The sequence below is a fragment of the Cyclobacterium sp. SYSU L10401 genome, from assembly GCF_010993705.1.
Taxonomy (GTDB): Bacteria; Bacteroidota; Bacteroidia; order Cytophagales; family Cyclobacteriaceae; genus Cyclobacterium.
The window spans coordinates 217,819-242,660 of record NZ_WOFO01000002.1; the positions used below are offsets into that span (position 1 = coordinate 217,819).

At 43.9% G+C, this 24,842-nt stretch carries 24 protein-coding genes; 7 read left to right on the forward strand and 17 right to left on the reverse strand.

Translation table 11 applies throughout. The features are described 5' to 3' along the window. Window positions 1-121 precede the first annotated feature (121 nt). Both GL182_RS05940 and GL182_RS05945 read right to left on the reverse strand, forming a co-directional pair. Window positions 122-2,071 carry a hypothetical protein gene (locus GL182_RS05940; protein WP_410492708.1) on the reverse strand — a complete coding sequence of 650 codons (1,950 nt, stop codon included), beginning with the start codon at window positions 2,069-2,071 and terminating at the stop codon, window positions 122-124. A 20-nt stretch (window positions 2,072-2,091) separates the two neighbouring features. Further along, the gene (locus tag GL182_RS05945; RefSeq protein WP_163378744.1) at window positions 2,092-3,924 is read right to left on the reverse strand and encodes a DUF1080 domain-containing protein; all 1,833 of its coding nucleotides are present in this window, start codon (window positions 3,922-3,924) and stop codon (window positions 2,092-2,094) included. 336 nt (window positions 3,925-4,260) lie between these two features. On the opposite strand from GL182_RS05945, the gene GL182_RS05950 reads away from it, so the two are divergent. The 4 genes from GL182_RS05950 to GL182_RS05965 all read left to right on the forward strand — a co-directional run bounded on the left by GL182_RS05950 (window position 4,261) and on the right by GL182_RS05965 (window position 7,981). Continuing rightward, window positions 4,261-5,043 (forward strand): SDR family NAD(P)-dependent oxidoreductase, encoded by a 783-nt coding sequence (locus GL182_RS05950; protein WP_163378745.1) that lies wholly within the window; start codon window positions 4,261-4,263, stop codon window positions 5,041-5,043. A gap of 518 nt (window positions 5,044-5,561) precedes the next feature. Further along, window positions 5,562-6,104 carry a phage tail protein gene (locus GL182_RS05955; protein ID WP_205603591.1) on the forward strand — a complete coding sequence of 181 codons (543 nt, stop codon included), beginning with the start codon at window positions 5,562-5,564 and terminating at the stop codon, window positions 6,102-6,104. A 596-nt stretch (window positions 6,105-6,700) separates the two neighbouring features. After that, window positions 6,701-7,300 (forward strand): Ig-like domain-containing protein, encoded by a 600-nt coding sequence (locus GL182_RS05960; RefSeq protein WP_163378746.1) that lies wholly within the window; start codon window positions 6,701-6,703, stop codon window positions 7,298-7,300. Between the two features lie 12 nt (window positions 7,301-7,312). Further along, a complete protein-coding gene (locus GL182_RS05965) occupies window positions 7,313-7,981 on the forward strand; it encodes a PorP/SprF family type IX secretion system membrane protein (RefSeq protein ID WP_163378747.1) in 669 nt (222 codons plus the stop codon). Window positions 7,982-7,991: 10 nt separating this feature from the next. Here the strand turns inward: GL182_RS05965 and GL182_RS05970 are convergent, their stop codons facing one another. The 9 genes from GL182_RS05970 to GL182_RS06010 form a co-directional block, all read right to left on the reverse strand. Continuing rightward, window positions 7,992-8,705 carry a sulfite exporter TauE/SafE family protein gene (locus GL182_RS05970; protein ID WP_163378748.1) on the reverse strand — a complete coding sequence of 238 codons (714 nt, stop codon included), beginning with the start codon at window positions 8,703-8,705 and terminating at the stop codon, window positions 7,992-7,994. Next, window positions 8,706-9,131: a FixH family protein gene (locus tag GL182_RS05975; RefSeq protein ID WP_163378749.1), complete on the reverse strand. Its 426-nt coding sequence runs from the start codon at window positions 9,129-9,131 to the stop codon at window positions 8,706-8,708. A gap of 22 nt (window positions 9,132-9,153) precedes the next feature. Continuing rightward, window positions 9,154-10,569: a cytochrome c oxidase accessory protein CcoG gene (ccoG, locus tag GL182_RS05980; RefSeq protein ID WP_163378750.1), complete on the reverse strand. Its 1,416-nt coding sequence runs from the start codon at window positions 10,567-10,569 to the stop codon at window positions 9,154-9,156. A 73-nt stretch (window positions 10,570-10,642) separates the two neighbouring features. Continuing rightward, window positions 10,643-11,569, reverse strand: coding sequence for a cbb3-type cytochrome c oxidase N-terminal domain-containing protein (locus GL182_RS05985; protein WP_163378751.1), 927 nt, complete (start codon window positions 11,567-11,569; stop codon window positions 10,643-10,645). Beyond that, on the reverse strand, window positions 11,556-11,747 hold the full coding sequence (locus tag GL182_RS05990; RefSeq protein ID WP_163378752.1) for a cbb3-type cytochrome c oxidase subunit 3: 192 nt from the start codon (window positions 11,745-11,747) through the stop codon (window positions 11,556-11,558). Before GL182_RS05990 ends, GL182_RS05985 begins: the two co-directional genes overlap by 14 nt. A gap of 12 nt (window positions 11,748-11,759) precedes the next feature. Then, window positions 11,760-13,892, reverse strand: a complete 2,133-nt coding sequence (gene ccoN / locus GL182_RS05995) for a cytochrome-c oxidase, cbb3-type subunit I (protein WP_163378753.1) — start codon at window positions 13,890-13,892, stop codon at window positions 11,760-11,762. Window position 13,893: 1 nt separating this feature from the next. Then, window positions 13,894-14,076 carry a cbb3-type cytochrome oxidase assembly protein CcoS gene (ccoS, locus tag GL182_RS06000; protein ID WP_163378754.1) on the reverse strand — a complete coding sequence of 61 codons (183 nt, stop codon included), beginning with the start codon at window positions 14,074-14,076 and terminating at the stop codon, window positions 13,894-13,896. Next, the gene (locus tag GL182_RS06005; protein WP_163378755.1) at window positions 14,067-16,520 is read right to left on the reverse strand and encodes a heavy metal translocating P-type ATPase; all 2,454 of its coding nucleotides are present in this window, start codon (window positions 16,518-16,520) and stop codon (window positions 14,067-14,069) included. The genes ccoS and GL182_RS06005 overlap by 10 nt, the downstream gene beginning before the upstream one ends. A gap of 63 nt (window positions 16,521-16,583) precedes the next feature. After that, entirely contained in the window at window positions 16,584-17,213 is a 630-nt protein-coding gene (locus GL182_RS06010) for a hypothetical protein (protein WP_163378756.1), read from the reverse strand. Window positions 17,214-17,404: 191 nt separating this feature from the next. Between GL182_RS06010 and GL182_RS06015 the strand changes: the two genes are divergently transcribed. Together GL182_RS06015 and GL182_RS06020 are read left to right on the forward strand one after the other, a co-directional pair. Then, on the forward strand, window positions 17,405-18,136 hold the full coding sequence (locus GL182_RS06015; RefSeq protein ID WP_163378757.1) for an SIMPL domain-containing protein: 732 nt from the start codon (window positions 17,405-17,407) through the stop codon (window positions 18,134-18,136). Window positions 18,137-18,138: 2 nt separating this feature from the next. After that, the gene (locus tag GL182_RS06020; RefSeq protein WP_163378758.1) at window positions 18,139-18,303 is read left to right on the forward strand and encodes a DUF5522 domain-containing protein; all 165 of its coding nucleotides are present in this window, start codon (window positions 18,139-18,141) and stop codon (window positions 18,301-18,303) included. Between the two features lie 7 nt (window positions 18,304-18,310). On the opposite strand, the gene GL182_RS06025 is transcribed toward GL182_RS06020, so the two are convergent. Beyond that, on the reverse strand, window positions 18,311-19,162 hold the full coding sequence (locus GL182_RS06025; protein ID WP_163378759.1) for an oxygenase MpaB family protein: 852 nt from the start codon (window positions 19,160-19,162) through the stop codon (window positions 18,311-18,313). A gap of 137 nt (window positions 19,163-19,299) precedes the next feature. Here GL182_RS06025 and GL182_RS06030 point away from each other — a divergent pair, with 137 nt between their 5' ends. Further along, window positions 19,300-20,169 (forward strand): ChaN family lipoprotein, encoded by an 870-nt coding sequence (locus tag GL182_RS06030; protein ID WP_163378760.1) that lies wholly within the window; start codon window positions 19,300-19,302, stop codon window positions 20,167-20,169. Between the two features lie 442 nt (window positions 20,170-20,611). Here the strand turns inward: GL182_RS06030 and GL182_RS06035 are convergent, their stop codons facing one another. From GL182_RS06035 to GL182_RS06055, 5 genes are all read right to left on the reverse strand, one after another. After that, window positions 20,612-21,004 carry an arsenate reductase family protein gene (locus GL182_RS06035; protein ID WP_163378761.1) on the reverse strand — a complete coding sequence of 131 codons (393 nt, stop codon included), beginning with the start codon at window positions 21,002-21,004 and terminating at the stop codon, window positions 20,612-20,614. A gap of 200 nt (window positions 21,005-21,204) precedes the next feature. Continuing rightward, window positions 21,205-22,197: an aldo/keto reductase gene (locus tag GL182_RS06040; protein ID WP_163378762.1), complete on the reverse strand. Its 993-nt coding sequence runs from the start codon at window positions 22,195-22,197 to the stop codon at window positions 21,205-21,207. Window positions 22,198-22,269: 72 nt separating this feature from the next. After that, the gene (locus tag GL182_RS06045) at window positions 22,270-22,695 is read right to left on the reverse strand and encodes a sensor histidine kinase (RefSeq protein ID WP_163378763.1); all 426 of its coding nucleotides are present in this window, start codon (window positions 22,693-22,695) and stop codon (window positions 22,270-22,272) included. A gap of 170 nt (window positions 22,696-22,865) precedes the next feature. Further along, a complete protein-coding gene (locus GL182_RS06050) occupies window positions 22,866-23,510 on the reverse strand; it encodes a SulP family inorganic anion transporter (protein ID WP_410266153.1) in 645 nt (214 codons plus the stop codon). Between the two features lie 40 nt (window positions 23,511-23,550). Then, window positions 23,551-24,840 carry an MFS transporter gene (locus GL182_RS06055; RefSeq protein WP_240469694.1) on the reverse strand — a complete coding sequence of 430 codons (1,290 nt, stop codon included), beginning with the start codon at window positions 24,838-24,840 and terminating at the stop codon, window positions 23,551-23,553. Between the last annotated feature and the right edge of the window lie 2 nt (window positions 24,841-24,842).

Genomic DNA, 24,842 nt, shown 5'->3' on the forward strand with positions numbered 1-24,842 from the left:
ATATTCAAAACTTAAATATTTATTATACATATTAAAATAATAATAATTTATTATTTTGTAAAAAGAAAAATTTAAAAAATACAGGAATAAAAAAACAGCCCCCAGGCAGGCTGTTTTTTTATCATTTGAGTGAATTGATCCATTGGGCTATTTTTAATGCTTCTGTTTCCGGCACGTGAGGCATGGGAGGCATGGGAGTAGCATATTCCGGCCAATTTTCAGGCTTTGGGGTATGGATCAAAGCTACAATCTCCTCTGCTTTGTAATTTTTTTTGGCCACCTCTCTGTAGGCTGGACCAACTTGTTTGGAATCCTTGTTGTGGCAGGCAATGCAAGTGTGCTTGGAAAGCAGTGCACTCACCAGGGCCTCGTCAATATTGTCTGTGCTTTCCGGTTGCGCTTCTTCATTCTCATCCGAAGATACTGCCTGCGGGCTAACACTAGCTGGTTCGGTACTATCCTTTTGACCGGAAGAATGATAGGTACTCATGTCTTTGTCTGCCAGCATCTTGCCTTCAGGAATTTCATTCAGTGTGTAATAGGCCGAAGGATGCACCAGGGAATAAAAATTATCTCTTTCTCTGATCCCATCCAATTGCAGGTGATGTATATGGTATTGGGTCAGGCCGTCAATTTTAATCCTTACCCGCATCAAATCTTCCGAAACCTGTACCCCCTGAACTTTAGCCATTTTATTGGCCACCGGGGGACTCCCATAGACAGGATGGTACTTATAGATAAAGGTTTGCACGCTATAAGAGGCAAGGTCTTCAGCCGATTTCTTGTCCACAGGTTGGGTAAATTCTATCTCAAAACCATCCGGCATGGCTTTGATATTCCTCATTTCAAAAGGAAGCTCCCCATTCCATACCAGGCGCTCCAACCCTTCATTGGCATCACCGGCAGAACCCCAACCCCGGTTGGTTTCACCTACAAAAAGGGACCCGTCATGACCCCAGGCCATGCGCAGCACACCAGAACGGAAATTACTTTTGAAATCAATGGCTGCTCCCTGAAGTACCCCGTTTACTTCTTCCAGTATTACCCGCATAATTTTGCTTTGCCCCTGATCACCTACCAGCAACTGCCCGGCAAAAGGGCCGAAATATCCCTCTGGAATTTTAATTGGTTCGGAAGTAGAAATTCCGTGAATCCCATAAGGAAACCAAACAGCTGGTAAGGTTATTTCAGGCAGTTTTTCCTTGGCCTGGTAAAGGGACAGGTAGTCTTCATTGGTCACATTTTCTGGTTTGATGTACCTGCCTTGCTCATTCTTTACCTTTCTGGGATCCACTACCGCATCAAATGCCTCTGTACTGAGGTCCAGGGGTGAGTCCTTCAAGCCCGTCCACCTCAATCCGGCAGGATGACCCGCGAAAGAACCTTTTTTGATGTGCCATAATCCCCCTGATGCCATGTAGTCCCCTTGGTTTTCCGTGTAGAAAAGCCTGCCATCTATGAACCCAAGTCCTGCAGGGGAGCGCATGCCCGTTGCCCAGGGTTCCATCTTTCCCTGCGGACTGATTTTCATGATCCAACCCCTGTAGGGTACCCGGCTTTCTCCTCTCCACCATTCCTCATTGCCAAAAGCGACGTTTCCGGAAACATAAAAATTCCCTTCCTCATCCACGACCGGACCATAGCTGTACTCATGGTAGTGCCCGGAAACAGGCCAGTTGTAAATCGTTTCGTAATGGTCAGCCACTCCATCCTGGTTGAGGTCTTCCAATTTGGTCAACTCTCCCCTTTGGGAACAATAAAATGCACCATCTCTGTAAACCAAACCAAGGATTTCGTGTAGCCCGGAGGCGAATTTTCTAAAATAGGGTCTGGGTCCGGTAGGGTTTTCCACCACATACACCTCACCTCTTCTGGTGGCTACCCCAAGGTTTCCATTGGGCATGACCGTCAGCCCACCCACTTCCAGTAAAGTACCTTCTGGTGCCTTGACCCTCAGAATTTTGAAATAATCCTCTTCCATCGGTGACTCCTGGGCATTGGCAGGCTGCAAAACCATGATCCCCATCAGTAGGAGGAATAAAACAGGTATTTGATTGCTATTGAATTTCATTTGATCTCTATATCTAGGTATTAAAACAATAAAAGATATTCCATGTTTTCCCGGGCAGGTACCAATAATTCCATTCTCCCATCAATGGACCTGATTTCAGGCTTGGCCTGGTTTGTTTCCCCCAACTGGATGTAATAGGATTGATCCCCGATTACAAATAACCCTTCTCCCAAATCTTTTATCTGACCATCTTGTGCCAGCCGTACAAAGGTGTTGGCTTTGGCGTTCTCTATGGTCAGCACCCTTTTTATACCCTGCCCATCGGCCAGGATTTCCAGTTCATCGGATACATTCGCGCCATAGCTTTCAAACGTAAATTGGAGGTGATGGCCGTTGGAAAGGATTTTGTATCCCCTGACTTTATAATTACTTCCCAGGGTGTCCGTTGGCCAGGGTTGTTCGATGGTCTGAAGGTGAGCCAGGGATAAGGCAGGATTGCCAAAATTAGTAACCGATCCCAAAGGCCTGGAAGACCCATCACCCCGGCTATTCCACATGGGAGTTGCGTTCAAATAGTCTCCCCTCCAAACCTGTACCAAATTCCCCCAATCCATATCATAGGTATAATGGACTTTTTCCGGAGATCCGACAGAAACCGCATGGGTAATCCTGGGACCATCAGGGATATCCATAAAACTTCTCAATACAGGCCTTTCATTTGGATCGACCAGAATGGGATCGGGTCCGGTTGAACTGCTGAAAGCACCGTCAGAAAGCTGAAAAGGACGGATACCCGGGCCGGAAACTTCCAAGGCTATGCCAGGTTGGATCCAATCCTGAACTTTAGCATATAAGATTTCTACAGGATATTTACCTGCTGTCAGTTGGTGTTCTCCTGAAAGATTGCCCATGGAAGCTGCAATCACCTGCTCATCACCCACGGCCAGGCTACCTGCGCCTCCTGGAACGGAGAGGTTAAACCTGAATTTTCCATCAATTTCCACTTCCAGATTCCCCTGATACCGGATCAAGAACTGTTCATCAGCTCCCCTGATATTTGCTGTCAGCCTATCGATTTGTCCACTCCTATCTGCTGTCAATTGAGAAAAATCCGGTACCTTTTCAAATCTTCCCTTGTACAAGTCAAAAGCAATATCACTGAGTACAGGCTTTGGATTGTCGTAGCTGGTAATTTTTAAATTCCTGAACGCTACTGCTCCATGATCTCCCTGAATCCTGACAGGCCCTCTGGCCATTTCCTCTGTAGCCATTGCTCCTCGGGTCGGACCAAAAAGCTCCACTTCTTCATGGATGGTAACCCCATTGAGCACTACCGAAATAATCTTAGCATTTTCAACTTTTTTGTTGTTGACATCAAACTTGGGGGCCTGAAAGGACACCTTCAGGTTTTGCCAAAGCCCGGGTGCTTTACTCGCATTTTGCCTGGGAGCATAACCCTGATATCCCTGCTGACCTTTTGGTCTGGAATCATCCCAGCGTTCGTAAATACCTCCATTATCACCCGAACCGGGTGTTGCCTTGCCCCAGCTGTCCAAAAGTTGGATTTCGTACATGCCCTGCAGGTAAATACCTGAATTGGCTCCTTTAGCCATCAAAAAATCCAGCTCCAGGTCCATGTCTCCATAGGAAGCTTTGGTATACAGGTCTTCTCCTTTATTTTTTTGCGTAGGCACATTGGCCAGGATACCACTTCCTTTGGAAATCCTCAATTGTCCCGTTTCATGGATATCTGCCCGGGCTTCCCCCACTATATTCCAGGTTTTACCTGGATTTTCAAATCCATCAAAATTGTCAAAACTGAAAACGGTCTGTGCATGGGCCTGCAGGTTAAAAATGAATAAAACGGTCGTTAGCCAACCGAAATTTGATTTAAACGCTTTAAATTGATCCATAAGATATGACTGAAAATAAATATTGCCAAGATAGCATTAGACTGGCAAAAATAGTTTTTTATCGACAACATTTACGGAAAGTCAATATTTTTTACGACTTGATTCCCTTTTCCAAAGGTTCCGGATTTTAACGGCACAGCTTATCATTTGACGATAAAATGCTTAACTTTCACACCTGATATAATAGATTAGGCCTGTAAAATTGTTAAACGGGTAAAGTATCAGATGTCAAACCAGCTCATCAATAATTGATTCTGGTATCCTGCCTTCGGCCTGTTTACTATTCTGGCTGATTGGGCCAATCCACTTAACTTTTAAATAAAACTTAGCTGAAACATGAAAGATAATCTCCCGGGAATCAAACTATTTGACTTAAGTGGCAAAAAAGCCATTGTTACCGGTGGCTCGAAAGGCCTTGGCCTGGCCATGGCAGCCGGGCTCGCTTCTGCAGGGGCAGATTTGCTTATCGTAAACCGGAAGGAAAAGGATGGGCAGGTAAGTGCTGAAGCCATCAAGGAGGCATTTGGTGTTGAGGCCCTCTCATTTGCTGCAGACATTACCGATCAGGAACAAACAGCAGCCATGGCTGATTTTGCCATGAAGGCATTCGGACAAATTGATATATTGATCAATAGTGCCGGGATCAATATCCGGGGAAGCATAGCAGAACTTAGTTTGGAAGATTTTAACCAGGTAATGGCTGTAAACGTGACCGGAACCTGGCTTTGCATCAAATCGGTCGCCCCCCGTATGAAGACTGCGGGCTCAGGTAAGATTATCAACCTGGCCAGTACACTTGGACTGGTGGGATTGGCGGACAGGACACCCTATACTTCAAGTAAAGGCGCCGTGGTACAAATGACCAGAGCCTTAGGCATAGAACTGGCTCCTTTCAATATCAATGTGAATGGCATTTGTCCCGGACCTTTTTTGACAGAAATGAATATTCCGGTGGCAGATGACCCTGCCACTAAAAAATTCATCATTGGAGCAACGGCATTTGGCAGATGGGGGAAATTAAAAGAAATTCAGGGAGCCGCCATATTCCTTGCCAGTGAAGCCGCCAGCTACATGACTGGATCTATGCTTACCGTAGACGGGGGGTGGACGGCAAAATAAACCATCCCGACACAACACCCATGTTTTGGGTCTTTTTCTTCATTCTGGACGGTTGCAGGCTTCCACCTGGTCTGGCATTGGTTGTCATGGACCTGAATGGGCTCAAAGTTCGGATGGCTACTTTGTTAGCAAATATGATTTCCTATTTATTTCGGTTCACCATAGCGGGCCCTTTCATTCAAAAGACATTAGTAGCGTTTAAAATTCGGCAAACCCAAAAATACAAGGGTCAATATTTCTTAATAGGCACCAAAAACCGGGCTTTTTTAAACCAAGGTAAAATTGAGAGATCAACCTATGCCAATTTAAAATAATCCCAAAATTTTAGTCTACCACTAAAGCTTTTAAAAAAAGTTTAGACTTTATTTTTTGATAAAAAACATTTTTTATGATTCAAAAAACCATTTTATATAACCAAATGCAAGCGGTTGAAAATTAGCATTTTAACCTATTCTAAATGTTAATTTTTTTAATTTATATTTAGCTTTCTTTTAACTAAAACCTTTAGAATAATTATTATGGAAGAATTAATGGGCACAATAAAAATGTTTGCCGGCAACTTCGCTCCCAGAGGTTATGCATTCTGCAACGGACAACTTTTAGCCATCAGCCAGAACCAGGCATTATTTTCGATTTTAGGGACAACGTATGGAGGAGATGGCAGAACCAATTTTGCTTTACCTGACCTGAGAGGAAGGGTACCCATCGGACCTGCTCAGGGTCCCGGGCTTTCCAACCGGCAGTTGGGAGAAAAGGGAGGTAAAGAAAGCACCACGCTTACTGTAGCCAATATGCCTCCACACAACCATTCTTTTTCCGCCAATTCAGGAGGAGGAAACAGCAATACCCCGCAGAATAATTTCCCTGCCTTAAGTCAGGTGCAATTGGATCGTTCAAGTCCAATGGTACCTGTAAATGCTTATGACAATTCTGCCAACACCCAAATGAATGCACAGGCGATTGGAACTGCCGGCCAAGGTCAGGCATTTGATCAGATGCCTCCTTATTCAGGAATAAACTTTATCATCTGTATCGAGGGAATTTATCCTTCCAGAAGCTAATCATTTTGAAAGGAATTCTCTGATCATTTTTCGGGGAATTCTTTTCCTTGATTCCAAGACTTTTAATTATATGACATCGGGCATGACGGAGGCGACAAACCCAGGTATGATTACCATGATGAGATTCATCCCTGACCCTCGGTACGGGTCAAGTTATGGCCGCTTAAAAAATTTTAAACAGATGAAATCGACACGATTAAAATCATCATTAAACACACAGGGCAATGATTATTTTAATCGTCAAAGATTCCATCTGACCAATAAAAAAAAATTATAAACAGATGAAATGGCAATCAAAGCAGGCAAACTCAGGAAGTCCTCATTGAAGACCAAACAGTTCCTTTTATTCAGGACCTACCTGGAGACCAAACCTATTATTTAGATGGAGCCTATGAATTACCCGATTTTACAGCAGTGGCTTCAGCCGGAGACAACTGCGAAATATCTGGCTTTGTCCAATCGCCTGCTCCGGGAACTGTCTATACCAATTCCCAGATAATTCAGGTTCAATTTTCAGCGACAGATGTAGGTGGAAATGAGGCCAATGCAGGCTTTGACTGCTGAACCATAATCTTACCAGTATCGAAAATCCGGATTTGGTTTCCATCCCATGGAACAGTCCATTGGAAAGCCTTTCTTTACCTGAATCGGTAAAAAGTCAGCTCAATAGCGGCGATGATGTGCCGCTACCTGTACAATGGGAGATTCCGGTGTTTGACAGCAGGGTTGCAGGATTATACCAGTATTCTGGAAGGCTTGAAATGGGGAACATTCAAAACCCGGATCAGTTACAGGTGATGTTAAACATCTTAATTGAAGACAAAGCACTTCCCGAAGCCATTGAGTTTTCCGGACAGGAATTCCCGGCTAATATTGACCCAAGTACGCCAATCGGCACCTTCGAAACATTAGACCCCCAGGACAACATTCATAGGTACGCCTTGACAGGCTCCTCAGAGGATAACCGCTACTTTGCCCTCTCAGGGAATACGCTTTACTGGGACAGCCAGGAGGCATTACCAGGTAAAACTTCGTTTACGGTAGAAGTTAGCAGCACCGATCGTGCGGGAAATACCATTTTCGAAACCTTTACGCTAAACAGACTCCGAATGGCCATGGAGGAAATTTTTGTACCCAATACCTTTACTCCAAATGGGGATGGGATCAACGATTTCTGGGCAGTAAATAGTGCTTAAAGCATTAATTTATTGCATGATACCTATGGGGCATTCAAAGAAACAACCTTTCTGGCTTCCTACGCCAGCGGGGTAAGGGTAAGTGCCAGCCACCAATTAAGGCTGGGTGCCGGTTTGAATTATCAAACCATCCGATTGGATGGCAATGCTTTGACCAGCGAGCAAGCCGGGGATCCGCTGATCGGGCAGTATTTGGGTGGATTCTCCGACATGCAGATTTTCGATTTTAATCTGGGATTGGCCTTAACCCATAAATCATACTATTTCTCCTATGCCATGCACAATGTAAATAAGGGGCGCATTTCTGGAGGGGAGGATTTTATGGATGGAAAACCTGTTGTTTACCTCATTCAGGGAGGATTCAGGGAAACTTTGTCTCCTCAAATTTCACTGATTATCAATGGGTTTTATCGTAGTCAGGAAGGTTTACCGGACAATATTGAATTTAATGTAAAAACCCTGTTAATGAATAAACTATGGATTGGTGGAGGGCTTCGTTTTGATTATGCCAGTAACCTGCAATTTGGGGTTTTATTTGACAAAATCAGATTAGGTTATATTTATGAATTTCCTTCAACCCGGAGCTACCTCTTATTTGGCCAAACCCACGAATTTGCGCTGATTGATTACCTGTTCAAAAAAGATAGCAACCCTTCGGCAAATGATTTGAACATGTGGTAATGACCAATGATCAATCACAGTGGGTAATGTTTCCATCCACCATTTCTGTAGCCTGAGTAGTGGGTAAACCTAAGGTGGGGCTCAAGAAAGGTATCCCCCAACCCATACCTCTGATGACAAACAAAACACCGATAAACATCGCAAAATAAGGCAGGAGCCGATTCATCTTCAGCCTGAATCCAAGCGGGAAAATATTTTTTGACAGCATTAGAAGAATCATGACCGGAATGGTACCCAATCCAAAAAACAACATGTAAACCATACCGGAAACCGGTCCCTGCATGGCCAGTGATGCGAGCAGGGCCATATATACCATGCCACATGGCAGCAACCCATTCAACAGACCCGAGAAAAAAAAGGCTTTGGGGCCTCCCCTTTTAATGGAACGGCCTAACTTGGATTTCAACCGGATCAAAACTATTGATAGTCCGGATCCGGCTATCCACTTCTCAGATTTCCTGTAAAAAAAAGCCATGCTGATAATCACGGCACCCATCAGAATAGAGAGCCACTGCTGTATCCCTGCCATGGCGAGGGAAAACCCTAGCATGCCTACCAATCCGCCTAATACGGTATAGGTAAGGGTACGACCCGAATTGTAAAGGAGTTTGTTTAACAGGTATTTGTTCCGGTCCTTCCCTGCCAGTGCCAGGGCTATCGGTCCACACATGCCAATACAATGAAAAGACCCTAAAAATCCCCATAAAAAGGCGGTCCACAGCATTTAAATATCTATTTTCTTTTCCTCATAAAAATCAACCCCTTCCCGTGCCCAGCTTAACTTTATCCTCCAATAACCCGGAGATAAGGTTTTCAGATCTACCGAGTTGACGTTGGCATCCTGGATATTGACTTCCATTTTTTTGTCCAACCTGGCATCCGAAGGCCTGAACAAATGTAATTCTCCCTTGGAACCAACTGGAAGATTTAAATTCAGCATTTTATTGTGGGCATCAAAACTCATGGCCTCTTTGGTGGATTCAAGGGAATTACTGACCTTATCAATGTGATCCTGGTATTTGATTTCTTCTTCATAATAATTCTCAGTCACCAAATGCAGGTCATCCTGTTTCATGCATATGGTCACCATCGTTGCCATGATAGCCACAAAGACAACAAAGACCAATACTATTCCATTTCCCCAATTCATATTTTCTAGATTTAAAGTTCATTTATTTTTTCACGGGTCCCATAAAATTGGTTTCAATTTTATCAATGGTCTGACCATTTTGCTGCAAAAGCAGCACAATACTTTCCTGAGGCACCTGCATGTCGGCCTGCGCCTTTACCAGGAAAAAACGTCCTTCAAATTTGGTTTGCCCTTCCAGGTTCCAATCGGTATCTCCTACCCTTTCCAGGGTAATGGTTGGGTCTTCCGGAACCAAATCCACCTCCTGTGGCTCAAAGGTTTTGTTGATCAGTGTTAGTTCGTACAAATTGCTAATTCTATCGCCTTCCCTTTGCTGGTAGGTCATGCCCCGGAAACGGGTTACTGTGGCCCCCAGGTCGGTTCGGGTGCTCAATAGGCCCACAAATCCGGTAATCAACAGGAGCAAAATAGCCGAATAAGCCTTTACTCTACCTGTAATTAATTTTGAAGTTCCTTTTTGTATGCTATTTTCAGATGCATAACGGATCAAACCTTTGGGGCGTTCCACTTTTTCCATCACGTCGTCACAGGCATCCATACAAGCGGTGCAGTTGACGCATTCCATTTGTACCCCATTACGAATGTCTATACCCGTGGGACAGACTTGAACACAAAGGGTGCAATCGATACAATCTCCCAGTGCCTGGTCCTCCGTCTTGTTTTTTCTGATGGGGCCCCTGGGTTCTCCCCTTACATAATCATAGCTTACATTGATGGATTGGTTGTCCAGCATGACGCCCTGCAGGCGGCCGTAAGGACATACTACAATACAGGCTTGCTCCCTAAACCAGGAGAAGACAAAGAGAAATATCCCGGTAAAAGCTATCAAACCTAGAAATCCAGCCAGGTTTTCAGCAGGGGGTTGCATGACAATTTCCTTCACCTGGTCTATACCGATAAGGTAAGCCATCACCGTATGAGAAATGAGCAGGGAAATCAAAATGAAAATGGACATTTTCAAGGTTTTTTTCCTGACCTTTTCTCCATTCCAGGGCATGGCATTGAGTTTCCGCTGTTGATTGGCGTCTCCTTCTATCCAATACTCGATTTTGCGGAACACCATTTCCATAAACAGGGTTTGCGGACAGGCCCAGCCACAAAATACACGACCGAAAACCACGGTAAACAAAATAATGAAGACCACAAAAATCAGCAATAAAAAAATCAACAGATAGGTATCCTGAGGCCAGAAAACGGCACCAAAAATAATAAATTTGCGCTCAAATATATTGAATAACAACCAGGGATTGCCATTTACCTGAATGAAAGGCCCGGCAAATAAAATACCCAGCAACAACCAGGAAAAATACGTTCTCCACTGATAAAATTTACCGGAAACCTTTTTCGGATAAACCCAATTGCGTCCGCCCTCCTTATTGACAGTACCCAGGGCATCTCTGAACTTCTCCGGATTAAGATTCTCGTTTTTATTGGCCATTTTATTTCCTCTATTCTTCGTTGAAGATAGCCGTTGGATCAGGTTTCGAAATGCTGACCCAACGGTTGACTGATTATTCTACAGGTTCAGCACCCAGTTCATCTCCTCCAAGAGCATCCAGGGGATCCTCAATCGCCGGTTCAAATTTTTCTCCTTGCGGTTCCTTGGGATTTGCAGGAGTGGTGCCCTGAAGGGTAAGTATATAACTGGATACCTGCTGCATCTGCTCGGGGCTCAGCTGGTCTTGCCAGGGAATCATGCCTTTTTCCACTACGCCGTACTTCACCACGGAAAAAATATCCTTGATGTCACCACCATGAATCCAATATTCATCTGTCAGGTTAGGACCTACGCCTCCCCCTCCATCCATGGCATGGCAGGCAGCACAATTGCCGGCATACAATTCACCTCCGGCTTCAATACTGGATTCGGTAGCGTCAAACTGTGCCGAATTTTCATCTATTGCTGCCAGCATGGAAGCTCCTCTATCTTCTTCCTCCATGGCGGCTATTGCCAATTCTTCTTCGTATTCCTCCATCTGTGTTTTTCCTATACCCAAAACGGAGTAGTTGACAAAATAAACAACAGCAAATGCGATACTCAGGTAAAATACATATTTCAGCCAGGGAGGCATAAAGTTATCCAGCTCCACAATTCCATCGTAACTGTGGTCCAACTGAATATCTGCTTCCTGCTCTATAGGTTTCATTTTGCCAGTAACAAATTTTTCCTTAAAATTTTCCCACCAGGAAGGTTGGGCCGCCAGTGCAGGATTATCCTGCCGGATGACGGACATTAAAAAGGAAAGCAGATATAGCATGACCCCCATGATGATGACAATCAACAACAACACGATACCTATAATCAATAACAAGGTCAATTGGCTGCTATCAAGTTGCTGCATTTGGGCGGTCCAACTTTCTTCTGCTTCCTGAGCCAAACCCGGAAAAGTCAACAGTATGCCAACCAGCGTAGCTACAATCAATTTATACGTTTTCATAGGATTCATCTTTTTGAGTTTCATCTTTCAAAGGCATCTCTTTCATTTTGTCTATGTATTGCTTGTCCACGCGGATGACCCACCAAAACATGCAAACAAAGAAAATCACAAATATAAGCAGGGAAATAATGGGATATATTTCAATATTTTCAATCGATCTTAAAATTTCTTTTTGCATAACTGTTAAGAATTAAGGGTTAGTTGCGGTGCTTTTACTAATATCCGTACCCAAGCGCTGTAAGTAAGCAATAAGGGCCACAATTTCTGAATCAGGCAATACTTCTACCCCGGATTCCTGAAGTCCTGCTACGATTTCGCTGGCTTGTGCCTGCAGGTCCTTGATAGCAGTTTCGTCATATCCTTCAGGATAGGGAACACCTAATTTTTGCATGGTCCTTATTTTTGCTCCAATATTGCTATGGTCCATGATATTGGTGGTCATCCAGGGATAGGGAGGCATTAAGGAGCCGGGAGACATGGTCCTTGGATCTACCATGTGGTGGTAATGCCAGCTGTCGGGGTACTTACCTCCAACCCGGTGTAAGTCAGGTCCGGTACGTTTGGATCCCCATAAGAAAGGCCGATCGTATACAAATTCACCTGCTTTGGAGTATTCACCATAACGCTCCGTTTCAGAACGAAATGGCCGTATCATTTGGGAATGGCAGCCCACACAACCATTAGAGATATATAAATCCCTTCCCTGCAATTCCAGTGGTGTATAGGGGGTAACACTGCTAATCGTAGGCACATTGGATTTAATGAGAATGGTAGGAATGATTTCCACCACCCCACCGATCAGGATGGCCACGGTAGCCAGGATGGTAAAGAAAACAGGTTTCCTTTCCCATGCTCTGTGCCAAAACTCACCCTTGGTAGATACATGTTTGGCCAGGGCTGGTGCCTCATCTGCCTCTTCCTCCTGGAAAACCCCGGATGCGGCGGTTTTGACCAGGTTATACACCATGATAATGGCTCCGGAGAGATAAAGCAGTCCTCCAAAAGCCCGCAGCATGTACATGGGGACAATCTGGATGACGGTTTCCAAAAAATTAGGATAGGCCAACCTGCCTGCATCCCCAAATTCTTTCCACATCAAGCTTTGGGTAAGGGCCGCCACATACATGGGCAATGCGTAAAACAAGATACCCATGGTACCCAGCCAGAAATGGGTATTGGCCAATTTTACGGAATACAAATTCGTTTTCCACATTTTCGGCCACAACCAATACAGCATGGAAAATGTCAAAAAGCCATTCCAACCCAGTCCCCCAATATGAACATGGGCTACTATCCAGTCGGTATAGTGGGCAATAGCATTGACATTTTTAAGTGAAAGTAAGGGGCCTTCGAAAGTAGCCATGCCGTAAGCCGTAACGGCCACCACCATAAATTTCAGTACCGGATCTACCCTTACCTTATCCCAGGCACCTCTAAGGGTCAGAAGTCCATTTACCATTCCTCCCCAGGATGGAGCAATCAGCATAATAGAAAAAGCAACGCCCAACACCTGGGCCCATTCAGGCAGGGCTGTGTATAACAAATGGTGGGGTCCTGCCCAGATATAGATAAAAATCAGGGACCAGAAGTGGATGATGGATAATTTATAGGAATATACCGGCCTGTTGGCCGCCTTGGGCAGGTAATAATACATCAGGCCCAGAAAAGGGGTAGTCAGGAAAAATGCCACCGCATTGTGTCCATACCACCATTGCACCAAAGCATCCTGAACCCCTGCATAGGCGGAATAACTTTTGAAAAGGGACACGGGTAAAGCAAGGGAATTGAAAATGTGAAGTACTGCTACTGTCACAAAGGAGGCCAGGTAAAACCAAATGGCCACATACATGTGCTTTTCCCTGCGCTTGATCAGGGTACCGATCATATTGGCACCAAAAGCTACCCAGACAATGGTAATGGCGATATCAATGGGCCATTCCAGTTCAGCGTATTCCTTGGAGGAGGTCAGGCCCAAAGGAAGGGTAATGACCGCAGACAGAATGATGGCCTGCCAGCCCCAAAAATGAAACCAACTCAATGTCTTGTTCCACATCGGCGCCTTCAATAGGCGGGGCATGGAATAATAAACACCGGCAAAAATGGCATTCCCAACAAATGCAAAAATGACAGCATTTGTGTGCAATGGCCTGAGCCTGCCAAAAGTTGTGTAAGGATTTCCCAGATTGGCCTCGGGAAGGAATAACTGGGTAGCAGCAAGTACCCCTATGAGCATTCCGGCCAAACCCCATATAATGGTCGCTGCACCAAAGTATTTTACGATCTTGTTATCGTAACTAAACTGTTCAAGTGTTGTTCCTGACATATCACTTCGATTTATTAGGTGTTTTTTTATTTGTTTTATTTTTTACTTTTTGCTCAAATAATATTCTGATAGCTGGGGTATGCTGGTCATCAAATTGGCCACTTTTCATGGCCTTAAAAAACAACCACAAAAAACCGCCTGCCAACAGTAAACTCACGCCAATCAATACAAAAATTACTTCCATGTGTCCGGGGTTTTATGGTTCAATCCTCTTCTGTAAGCCAGGAAATTGGTAGCCATAGTGGTAAACAAAACCACTGAGATACTACTTGCAGGCATTAAAATAGCACATAATACAGGACTTACCAAACCCTGAACGGCAAAGAAAATTCCTACTGCATTATAAGTAAAACTCAGTGCAAAACTACTTTTGATCACCTTTCTGCCGGCTTTCGCATAATCCAGAAATTGGGGCAATTGGCTAAGCCTTTCTCCATCCAGAATGGCATCACTGGCCGGACTGAAATGGGATATATTATCGCTGACGGCAATGCCTACCTGGCTGACCCTGAGTGCCCCGGCATCATTTAATCCATCCCCTACCATCAAAACCTGCTTACCTGAATGCTGAAGACCCTGGATATGGGTCAGTTTATCAGCAGGGCTTTGCTGGAAATGCATGCATATTTCATCGCCCAACTCCTTCTCCAAAAACTGCCTTTCATGGTCCAGGTCTCCTGAAAGCAGGTGAACAGAGAAATTATTTTTTAATTCCTGCACCATCTTACCCATTCCATTCCTGAAACCGCTGTCAATGAAAAACGTCCCCAAATGAACTCCTTCTACGAAAAAGTAAACTTTATTACCCCTTGAGCTCATTTTATCATCAGGCTGTAAACCTAAAAAAGAAGCTGACCCAAGAGCAATCTTTTGAGATTTATAAACCGCCCTCAGCCCTTTACCGGGGATTTCCTCCAGTGCGTCCAAATCAGCAAGAGCAACCTGCCCCAACCAGCGGTTTATCCGGTTGCTCAAAGGATGAACCGAATAACTCACTAAAGCTTTTAAAACCCTTTGCGTTTCATCTGAAAGCTTTTCCCCTTCATACCTTATTTTGGCATTGGCTGGTGAGGTGAGGGTACCTGTTTTATCAAACACCAAGGTATTTACTTCAGCCAGGTTTTCGATTACCTCTGAATTTTTCAGATAGAAGCCACTTTTACCAAATATCCGCATGATATTCCCCAAGGTAAATGGTGTGGACATGGCCAGCGCACAGGGGCAGGTAATGATCAGGACAGCAGTAAAAGCCTTGATACCCATAGATAGGTCATGCATGCTCCAATAAAGCAAAGCACTACAAGCAATCAATAAAATGGTAAAGGTAAACTTTCCGCTGATCCGATTGGCCAGAGAGGCCAGAGAATCCTTTTGCTCATTTTTGGAAAAAGCTTCGTGGTTCCACAGATCCGTCAGGTATCCCTGGGAAGGTGATTTTTGAACCGCAAGGTTGATGGCCGGGCCTTTTTGCCTCCCACCAGCATAAATCAGCGCGCCTTTTCGGTGGCCAACAGGCACCTCCTCACCAGTCACAAAACTATAATCTATAGCAGCTTCCTGGTCCAATAAAATACTATCTGCAGGCACCAGTTCTTCATTTCTAACCCTGATGATATCACCTACCTGGACCTTCATTAAAGGAATAACTTCCTCCTGGTCTCTTTTCAATCTGGTCACCGCAATGGGAAAATAAGCCGTGTAATCCCTGTCAAAAGAAAGGGTATCAAAAGTCTTTTGCTGATACCACCTGCCCAGTAATAAAAAGAAAAGTAGGCCTCCGAGGGTATCCAGATAGCCTTCCTGCCCCATTAAAAATATTTCAAACAAGCTGTAAGCAAATAGGGTTACGATTCCAATGGCTATAGGAACATCCATATTTACGGTTCGGTTTTTCAAAGCCAGCCAAGCCGATTGGTAATAATCGGTAGCAGCATAGAAAAATACCGGTAAGGAAAGCAATACATTCAGGTATTGAAACAACTCTTTGAAACCCTGCTCCAATAATTCAGCTTCGGAAAAATATTCAGGAAGGCTGAAAAACATCATGTTTCCAAAGCAGAAACCAGCTACGGCCAATTTGTAGATCAACTTCCTGTCTGTTTTTGGCTTTATTCTGACATCCAGATCAGACAGGTTGATCCGTGGTTCATATCCTATTCTTGCCATAAGGGCCACAGTATCCCTCAGGCTGATCAGGTCCTGCTGAAACTTAACCTGAACCTTTTTTTTGAGGAAATCTACCCTGGAGGAGATAATACCTTCGTGCAACCTGTTCAGGTTTTCGAGCAACCAAATACAGGAAGCGCAATGGACCATGGGTACGTAAAAAGTGACATGGGTCTGTTCATCGTCCTGGAAATCAACCAATTTCCCTGAAACGTCCTTGTCTTCCAAATAGTCAAACCGGTTGTTTCTGGTTGACTGATTTTTTTGAGTATTACCCGGTGCATCGGCCAGATCATAGTAATCACACAGGTCATTTTCTGACAACACATCATATACCGTACGACATCCGGTACAACAGAAATCTTTTCCCTCATGACGAAGTCCATCTCCCTCGCAGGGTTCACCACAATGATAGCAGGAAGTTTGCTGCTTTTTTTCCTTTTGGGTAGATGTATTATCCATTTGGCGGCAATTTAATTCACCTTCAAAGCTAAAAACATGACAAAGATCATTTAATATAGTGATTTAATTGGCCAAATAAAATGAAAGCCTGTCATACCACATGCCGCCTTTATAAAAATGGAATAATACTTTGGCCAGGTCCGCCTGGTTATTCTTTGAGGTAACCAAAATAGTACATTGATGCTTAACAGCATAGGACCAAAAATCCCCGATTCTATTGAAGTTAAATTTGATAAATGAAGTTTCTGCGATATGGCTGCTTACTTCCTGTATGATTTCTTGTTCCTCTTTTAATTTGGATCTGGGTATAAATGCAGGTGAAATGATGGTGGCTTTGCTATCCTGAATATTAGGGGCAAAAAGCGCAAGAAAATGTTTGATGATCCTGGCCGAAGAGGGACTGCCATCATAATGAAAAAGCAGGCGCTCAAAAGATAATTCACGATCGTAAAGGAGCACTGGTATATCGCAGGGTTCGTTTTCAAGATTTTTGGGATGATCCAGACCATGCAGCCAGTCCAACACTTTAGGCAAATGAGCCGTATACAGTCGTACGGTGGCGTTCGGTAATAAATTTTTCCCTACAGATTTGCTGCCAACATGTGCACCGAAATCCTGATCCGGGGGGAGATTGGTGTGAGCTGTAATGATGTCACCGGGAAAAGAAAATTGAGTGTCCAGCTTGGTTTGCATGAGCCTGTCTTTTTTTTACAAATCTAAATCATGGGACTAAGTAGAACAGTGATTTATATTTAGGCTCAAATATGATAAAAGTCATATTTTGATAAAATCAGTTTAAAATTCTATCTGCCATTTTATTTGTAGCAAAAAAATTTTAAATGGCTCTGTTTTTAACGAAATTTACCAACTAACAAGTGCTGAACATGAAACAACACCTAACTGCGATTATCTTTGCCTTATCCATCCTGGGATCTGCCATTGTTCTGGGTAATGCCTACCGGAAGAGAAGTCTTGAAGCGACCAAAATTTCCGTTACCGGACTGGGTGAAACTGATTTTATTTCTGATCTGATTGTATGGGAAGGTATATTTGAGAAACAAGCAAACTCGCTGGGAGAAGCTTATTCAGGTCTCGAAGCCGACCGAAAGGCCGTAACCGAATACCTTAATTCCAAAGGAATTGCTTCTGAGGAAATCGTATTCAGTGCCGTGCAAACCAGACAAAATACCCGGGCTGAGTATAACAATGAGGGACGATATATGGGGGAGACTTTTTTGGGATATATCTTGAGCCAAACGATCAGCATAGAATCCAGAGAGGTAGAAAAAGTAGAGAAAATGGCGCGTGAAATTACCGAGTTGCTCAACAAGGAAATTCAATTTTATTCACAGGCCCCCAGGTATTATTTCACCCAGCTGGCGGACCTCAAAATTGAACTTATATCCGAGGCCACCGAAGACGCCAGAATCAGAGCTGAAAAAATTGCAGAAAACTCCGGAGCTACGCTGGGCAAACTGATTACAGCCAATATGGGTATTTTTCAAATTACCGGGCAAAACTCAGGTGAAGACTATTCCTGGGGAGGAACTTTCAATACCTCTTCAAAAGCAAAGACTGCCTCCATCACCATGAAACTGGATTACCGTATCAAATAGCCATGAGCAAGAAAAATCAACTTCCTCCGGCCCATTTACTCCAGGAAGGTATTCATTATTATTATGAAGGGCCTTTAATGGTTTTCACCAAGGCATACCACCTGCTTAGGGGCTATTGTTGCAGCAATGGCTGCAGGCACTGTCCCTATGGCAGGGAAAAAAGTTAAGTAAGGATTACCTGCCAGATTTAAAGGTTCCCAACTGGGTTATTTCATAGCCCTCCGGATAGGTATCCCGCTTTCTTTGGGTGCCCAGGCGGGGCAGCTTCCTCTCAGGCAAAACGCTTAAAATAAACGCCCTTGTTTTCAACGCTACCTTCACCAGCAACTGTAAGGATTTCGGTGGATCCGGAAACCCCATGGCCTTTCTGAGTGGTACATCCATCAAACAGAAAGCCAGGTACCGCCCCGGTACAAAAAGCCATTCCGGTAAATAAAAACCCAATAGCAAATCCAAGGTTTTTTGCCCCAGCAGCCGGTTGGATGGGTGAAAAGTTAAATGCTCCCTTTCATATTCCAGGTTAAAGGATTCAAACGATTCAAGAGTTGTCGGAACCTCCCGAATTCCCATGCTTTTGGCCAACTCCCTGTAGTTAACAAAAATCGCTTCTTTTTCCATCGCTGTAAATGGCCTCCAGCCCCAGCTATCCATCCACCTGATGGGTTCAAAAATAAAGGTAGACAGCACATAGAGGTAGTCCTGATTGGGAATTTTAAACCGCCCATGCATGGCATTCATGCGCTCAATGGCGGCCCTACCCCGCTGGCTGTCTTTTCCGTGCTCCAATATTTCATAAAGGATCAGCTCTGTATCATCATAGCGCTTCCGGGTCCTATTTGTAAATTCCCCTGTAGCAGCCAGTAGTCTGGAAATGGAGGGCACGGCAAAAGTCCGGAACAAAGCAAATTCCAGTGCTTTCTCCATATCCCAGGGGAAACAGTGGAAAGAAAGCAAAAAGGCAATTTTTTCATGGTCCTCTACGGGGTGCAATCGCCTTATTTGTCTGGTAAATGGTTTATTGCTCATGGCATATTTTCCATTAGGGGTACAATTTAACCAGGAGAAACCATGCATCAAAACCACCAGATCACTAAAAAGATAAATTGCTTTGGGAAAAATTATTCCACATTGTTTATTTTCGAACCTTAACTCAGGAACCTGACATGCAAAAATCGCTCATACTCCTATTCTTTTGTACACTTCCCTATGCCATAAATGCTCGACAGAACACTGTTCACCCATGGAAAATAGTGGCCGCAGAAACCGGGGAAACCGTAGAACTACCGGCAATTATAGCTGCTATGGATAAAGCCCAAATCCTGGTATTCGGTGAGGAACATGATGACAGCATTACCCACGTATTGCAGAAAAAGCTGTACCAGGGCTTGATTGCAAAACATAAGAAGGTGACCTTGAGCCTGGAGATGTTTGAAAGAGATGTTCAGCTTGTCATGGACGAGTACCTTTCCGGGTTGATTACAGAAGCCAAACTTGTAGAAGAGGGCCGGGCCTGGAGCAATTATCGGGATTATGCACCACTGGTCAACCTGGCCCAAGAAAAAGACCAGCTGGTATCGGCTGCCAATGTTCCCGGAAGGTATGCGAATATGGTTAGCAGAAAGGGTTTGGGTGCGTTGGCATTACTGGACCGAAAGGCCAAAAGTTATTTTGCCTTATTCCAGCCCCCGGGTAAAGAGGATGCCTATTTTATAAAGTTCCATGAGGCTATGGGGGAACATGCCCAGCACATGGGACCCCGATATTTTAATGCGCAATTGCTCAGGGATGCTACCATGGCCGAAAGCATTCTTCAATCCTGGCGCAAAAACCGGAAAACCAAAATCCTGCACGTTACGGGCAGATTCCATAGCGATGAGGGATTAGGAACGGTCAATGAATTAAAGCAAAGAAAAAAAAATCTAAGAATTATTACCATATCCTCCTTCCCTTCACCGGATTTCCAAAACCCGGATTTCAAAGCGATTCAATCCTTGGCAGATTACATTATCCTGACAAAACCACCGGGAAAATAACATCACGGTTGAATTTTTTTTTGTTAATTGAACCATTGAATCAGAGCAAAACTATGGTTAATTCAAATGCTTAACCGTGATTTTAAATTTTATGATAACAATTTTCCTATGAGGATTGCCGGAAAAAAAACACCTTGTTTGACAGGCAAGCTTTACTACTGGTCCGGGGAGGTATGCCTTGTTTCAAAAATTAAATGTCGGGTGGATGTCGGGAAAAAATCAAGATTTATTCAAGTCGAATTAAAAAAAACTCTGTTTATTGCCTGAGAAATCAAATCAAAAATCAGCCATGAAACAACCTGCTTTACCCGGTTTGGTGATATTGACCGTATTTGAAATTTTCTGCCTTTTATTGCTATTCAGGTGTTTTAAAAAAATTACCTCAGAAAGAGAAATCTCCAAATCATTAAAAACCACCTGACAAAATTGAAAAGGGAGATTGCTAATCCTCCTTTATTGCATTGAACACCATGTCTATTTTAATCGTATCCCTCGGGTATTCCAAAACCTCAGCCTTTTCCTCTGAAATTAAAATGGGTGTTTTCAACGCAGATTTTTCCTTGATCAATAATGTTAAAAGGTCTGATTCTACTATGTTTTTCCCCTGAATCTGATCTTTGAAATATTCCGAATCCTTGTCAAAAAGATCAATTATTCTTTTATTCAGTTTATTGGCCAATTCCGAAACCTGTGTTGGGGTCATGTCATTTTTAGAAATGTCCAATTCGTTGATTACATGTTTGTGCAGGGTTAAAGCATAGGCATAAGCTTCCTTATCCTCCAATTTTTTGCTGTTGTAAAGAAATTTAATTTCGTTTTTGCCTAATTCAAACATGTTTCCGCTAAGTTTAGAAGAATAAAAAATAAGTTAAAATACGATAACCATGGAACATAAATTATGCCATTTGCTTATTTTCCTTCAATTTTAATACGTTTACATCTAAAATGAATTAAGTGTTCCAACACAAAACCCTTGTCCAGGGAAACTGATACACTCCATCTGATATTTTGGCTTCAGTCCGGGGGAACGAGAGGTTATACCACCCTGCTATCCGTCTGCCAAAGATCCGCATTTGGGCCAAGCTCTTTTTTCAGAGGGGCCGTAATTTCCTCAAGTCGATTCACCATATCAGCAGTAAGATTCACCTGCAAAGTGCCCATGTTTCTCCTAACCTGCTCCGCATTTCTTCCTCCAACAATAGGCGCTGCCACGCCGTTTTGTTTGAGCAGCCAGGCAAGGCTGAGGTTTCCCATAGGAATATTTACCTCTTCAGCAAAGGCCTTTATCTGCCCGATCGTTTGAAAGGTCAGGGTTTCACATCCCTTATCCTGGTGCCTCGATTGGGACCTCTCTTTGGTAAAATGCCTGGTTCTGGCCCTGTCGTCCGGAACTTCGATTTCTGAGGAAAATTTACCGGTAAGCAAGCCTTGCATGATGGGAGAATAACAAAGTATGGGCACTTCATCTGCCACACATTTGGGCAAGATGCTGTATTCTATGGCCCTGAAAAGCAGGTTATAGGCCATCTGGTTGCTACTGATGGAATATCCGGATGCTTTGCAGGTTTCCAGGCTTTTCACACCAAAATTAGATACCCCATACGCCCTGATCTTGCCCTGATCCCTGAGTTGTTGCAGTGCCCCCAGGGTATCCTCCAGGGGGATTTCCGGATTGGGCCAATGCAACTGGTACAGGTCTATGAAATCTGTTTTTAGGTTTTTCAACCCTCTTTCACAGGCACTGATCAGATCCTGAGGCAAAAAATCCCCGGGCCCTACCTTGGAAGCAATTTCTATCCGCTTTCTTTCTTTACCAAGAGCTTCGGCTAGCAGGTTTTCGGAAGCACCTGCTCCATAAGCTTCCGCCGTGTCAAAGGTGGTGATCCCCTGGTCATAGGCCTCCTTTAACGCCGCCAGGGAATCCCTTTTGTCCTGTGGTCCCCAGTTAAAGCCTCCTACTACTGCCCAACAACCAAAAATCAAGCGGGATATTTCCAGCGAACTGTGGGGCAATAAGTACTTCTCCATAACTTGTATTTTAATCTTTTATTATTCAAAAAAAGGGATTTTAAAACCAAAATCAAACCCAATGCTAAAAAATCAAACCGGTAGGCTTACCTCAAAGCTTGCATATTCACCTATTTTGGAATCTATTTTTAGAGAACCCCTCATGCCATCAATCAGGTGTTTTACCAGGGGCAAGCCAAAACCATATCCTTTTTCTCCGGCACTTCCTGCTGTAGTATTGCCTTCCCCTTTCATGATGTCTTCGATTTGCCTTTCGGTCATTCCGGCACCAGTATCGGTTACCTTTACCACTAATTTCCTATATTGTGATCTTTCAATGAGGTTAAGATTGACGACTACCTGGCCTCCTGCAGGGGTGAACTTGATGGCATTGGAAATCAGATTACCTAAAATTTGCAACAGTTTAGCCTTAGGAAAGGGCATCTCATCGTTATCCAGGTCATAATCTGCCAATTGTACTAACCTGTTGCATTCATCCTCGGGAATGGGACTGTCCATAAAAATTGCTGTTTAATTTTTTTTAAAAGGTAATCCGAAAAATCACCTCATCCTACAATTGATCAAAAATGAAGATCCTGATTTTATGTTTAGCCATGAATTTGAAGTGAAGAAAAGGTTAAAACCAAACTGCCATTCCCAAAATGCTGTGGATAGTGGAAACCCTGCTTCTACCGCCTGCATTGACATTGATCAGGTTTTGTCCCCAGGGCACCTCCTCCCATGCCACCAAAGAAACCGGTGGCTACATTTCCCACACCCCGGGCGCTGCATTCCTTATTTCCATGCCCCCTTGTTTCTGTAATCTCGTCGATCAGGGTTAGAGGAATCACAAGTATGGCTGCCAGAGAAGAAGCTACGGCTTTAGTCAATTTAGGCAAAAACTTGATAATTGCCATGGTCAACACCACCAATCCCAACATAATATATAAATTATTTCCACTGAGGCATTCAACGGAACCACTGTCGCTCACCACTTTAAACTGGCTGAATTGAGACATAAAAATGATGATGGCCAGCCCATTTACGAAACCGAAAATTACCGGACGTGGCACCAGGCGAATCAGTTTACCCAATTTAAGCCATCCCACGAGTATCTGAATCAGCCCCATCAAGTTGGCAGCAGCGAAAAGGTACTCAATACCATGTTCAATCACCAAAGCCACAATGATCACGGCAATGGCGCCTGTGGCACCCGAGATCATACCAGGCCGGCCTCCCATGATAGAAGTGATCAATCTTATAATAAAAGCAGTATTCAGGTTTAATCCATCCATCTGGTACCTTGGAAAGCGCCAGACAAGCCGGGTTATCAAAATGCCTGCATTAGGGGTAATGTGATTTAAAACCTCGCATTCAATTGCTTTTTGAAGGCTTAAAAACAATGGTTTTATCAGGATTAATTTTCAGCCACATGAAAATGGCCATTAGATTTAACACCGCACCGATAATAAAAAATGGGGTGACGGATCCTGTCCAATCCCTGAGATAGGGAAAAGCTAAGGCCGTGATAAAGGAACCTATATTTCCCGCCATGTTCATGGTGCCTGATACAGCTCCGGAATGTAATTTCCCAATATCATTGCATAAGGTCCAGGAGGGACTGATCGTCATGTCCGCACCAAAAATGGCAATGGACAAAAAGAAGATGGAGGACATGATGTTTCCGGAATACAAACTGGCCAAAAGTCCCAAAGCAGCCAGGCTAAATCCTATAGATGCCGGAATGACCCTGGACCATTTAAACCTGCCACTTTTATAAATCGTGTCCACCAACCAGCCGGAAAACATGTTTCCAAAGGCTCCTGCCACCAATGGCAAGGAAGAATAAAGGCCGGCCTCAATATTATCCAGCATGAATTGCTCCTTGACATGCGGAAACAACCAGGTGAGACAAAAGAAAAAAGTAAAATTACTGGCAAAATATTGCCCCATGGCCAACCATAAATTCCTGGACTTGACCAAAGGTTTAACTGAGAATGCGGTATTTACTTCCTTTTCCTGCCTGGACCTCTGGAGCACAATTTCCTCCTTTTCAAATTCAGACACCATGGGATGATCTTCGGGATTGTCTCTGAACAAAAAATACCAAGCCAATGCCCAGACGATTCCCAATAATCCCAAGGTCAAAAAAGTGTTTCTCCAGCCTAAGGAATCAATGACGATCGCTATCAAAGGCAGTGCGAATGCAGCCCCAAACCTGCCCCCTGAAAAATTGATACCATTCACGATCCCTCTTTCCCTGATTGGTATCCAATGATATACCGCTTTTGATATGCCAGGATAGGCGCCGGCCTCCCCTACCCCAAATAAAAACCGGATGAAAAATAAGGTTATGAAATTCGTCACCGCACCGGTCAGGGCCGTGAACAGGGACCATAAACTTACCACAGTTGCCAAAGCCTTCCTGGGGCCAAACCTGTCCGATAAAATTCCCAGTGGTGTTTGGAAAAGGGCATAGCCTAATGCAAACATGGACAAAACCCAACCAAATTGTTTATCACTTAGCTGAAGGGCTTCTGTCATGGGTTCCTTGGCCACCGAAATACCTATCCGGTCCACATAAACCAACATGGACAAAAGGAATGTTCCTGCCACCATAAAATACCGGCTGGGGAAAATGGGTTTTTTATTGAGGTTGGGCACGC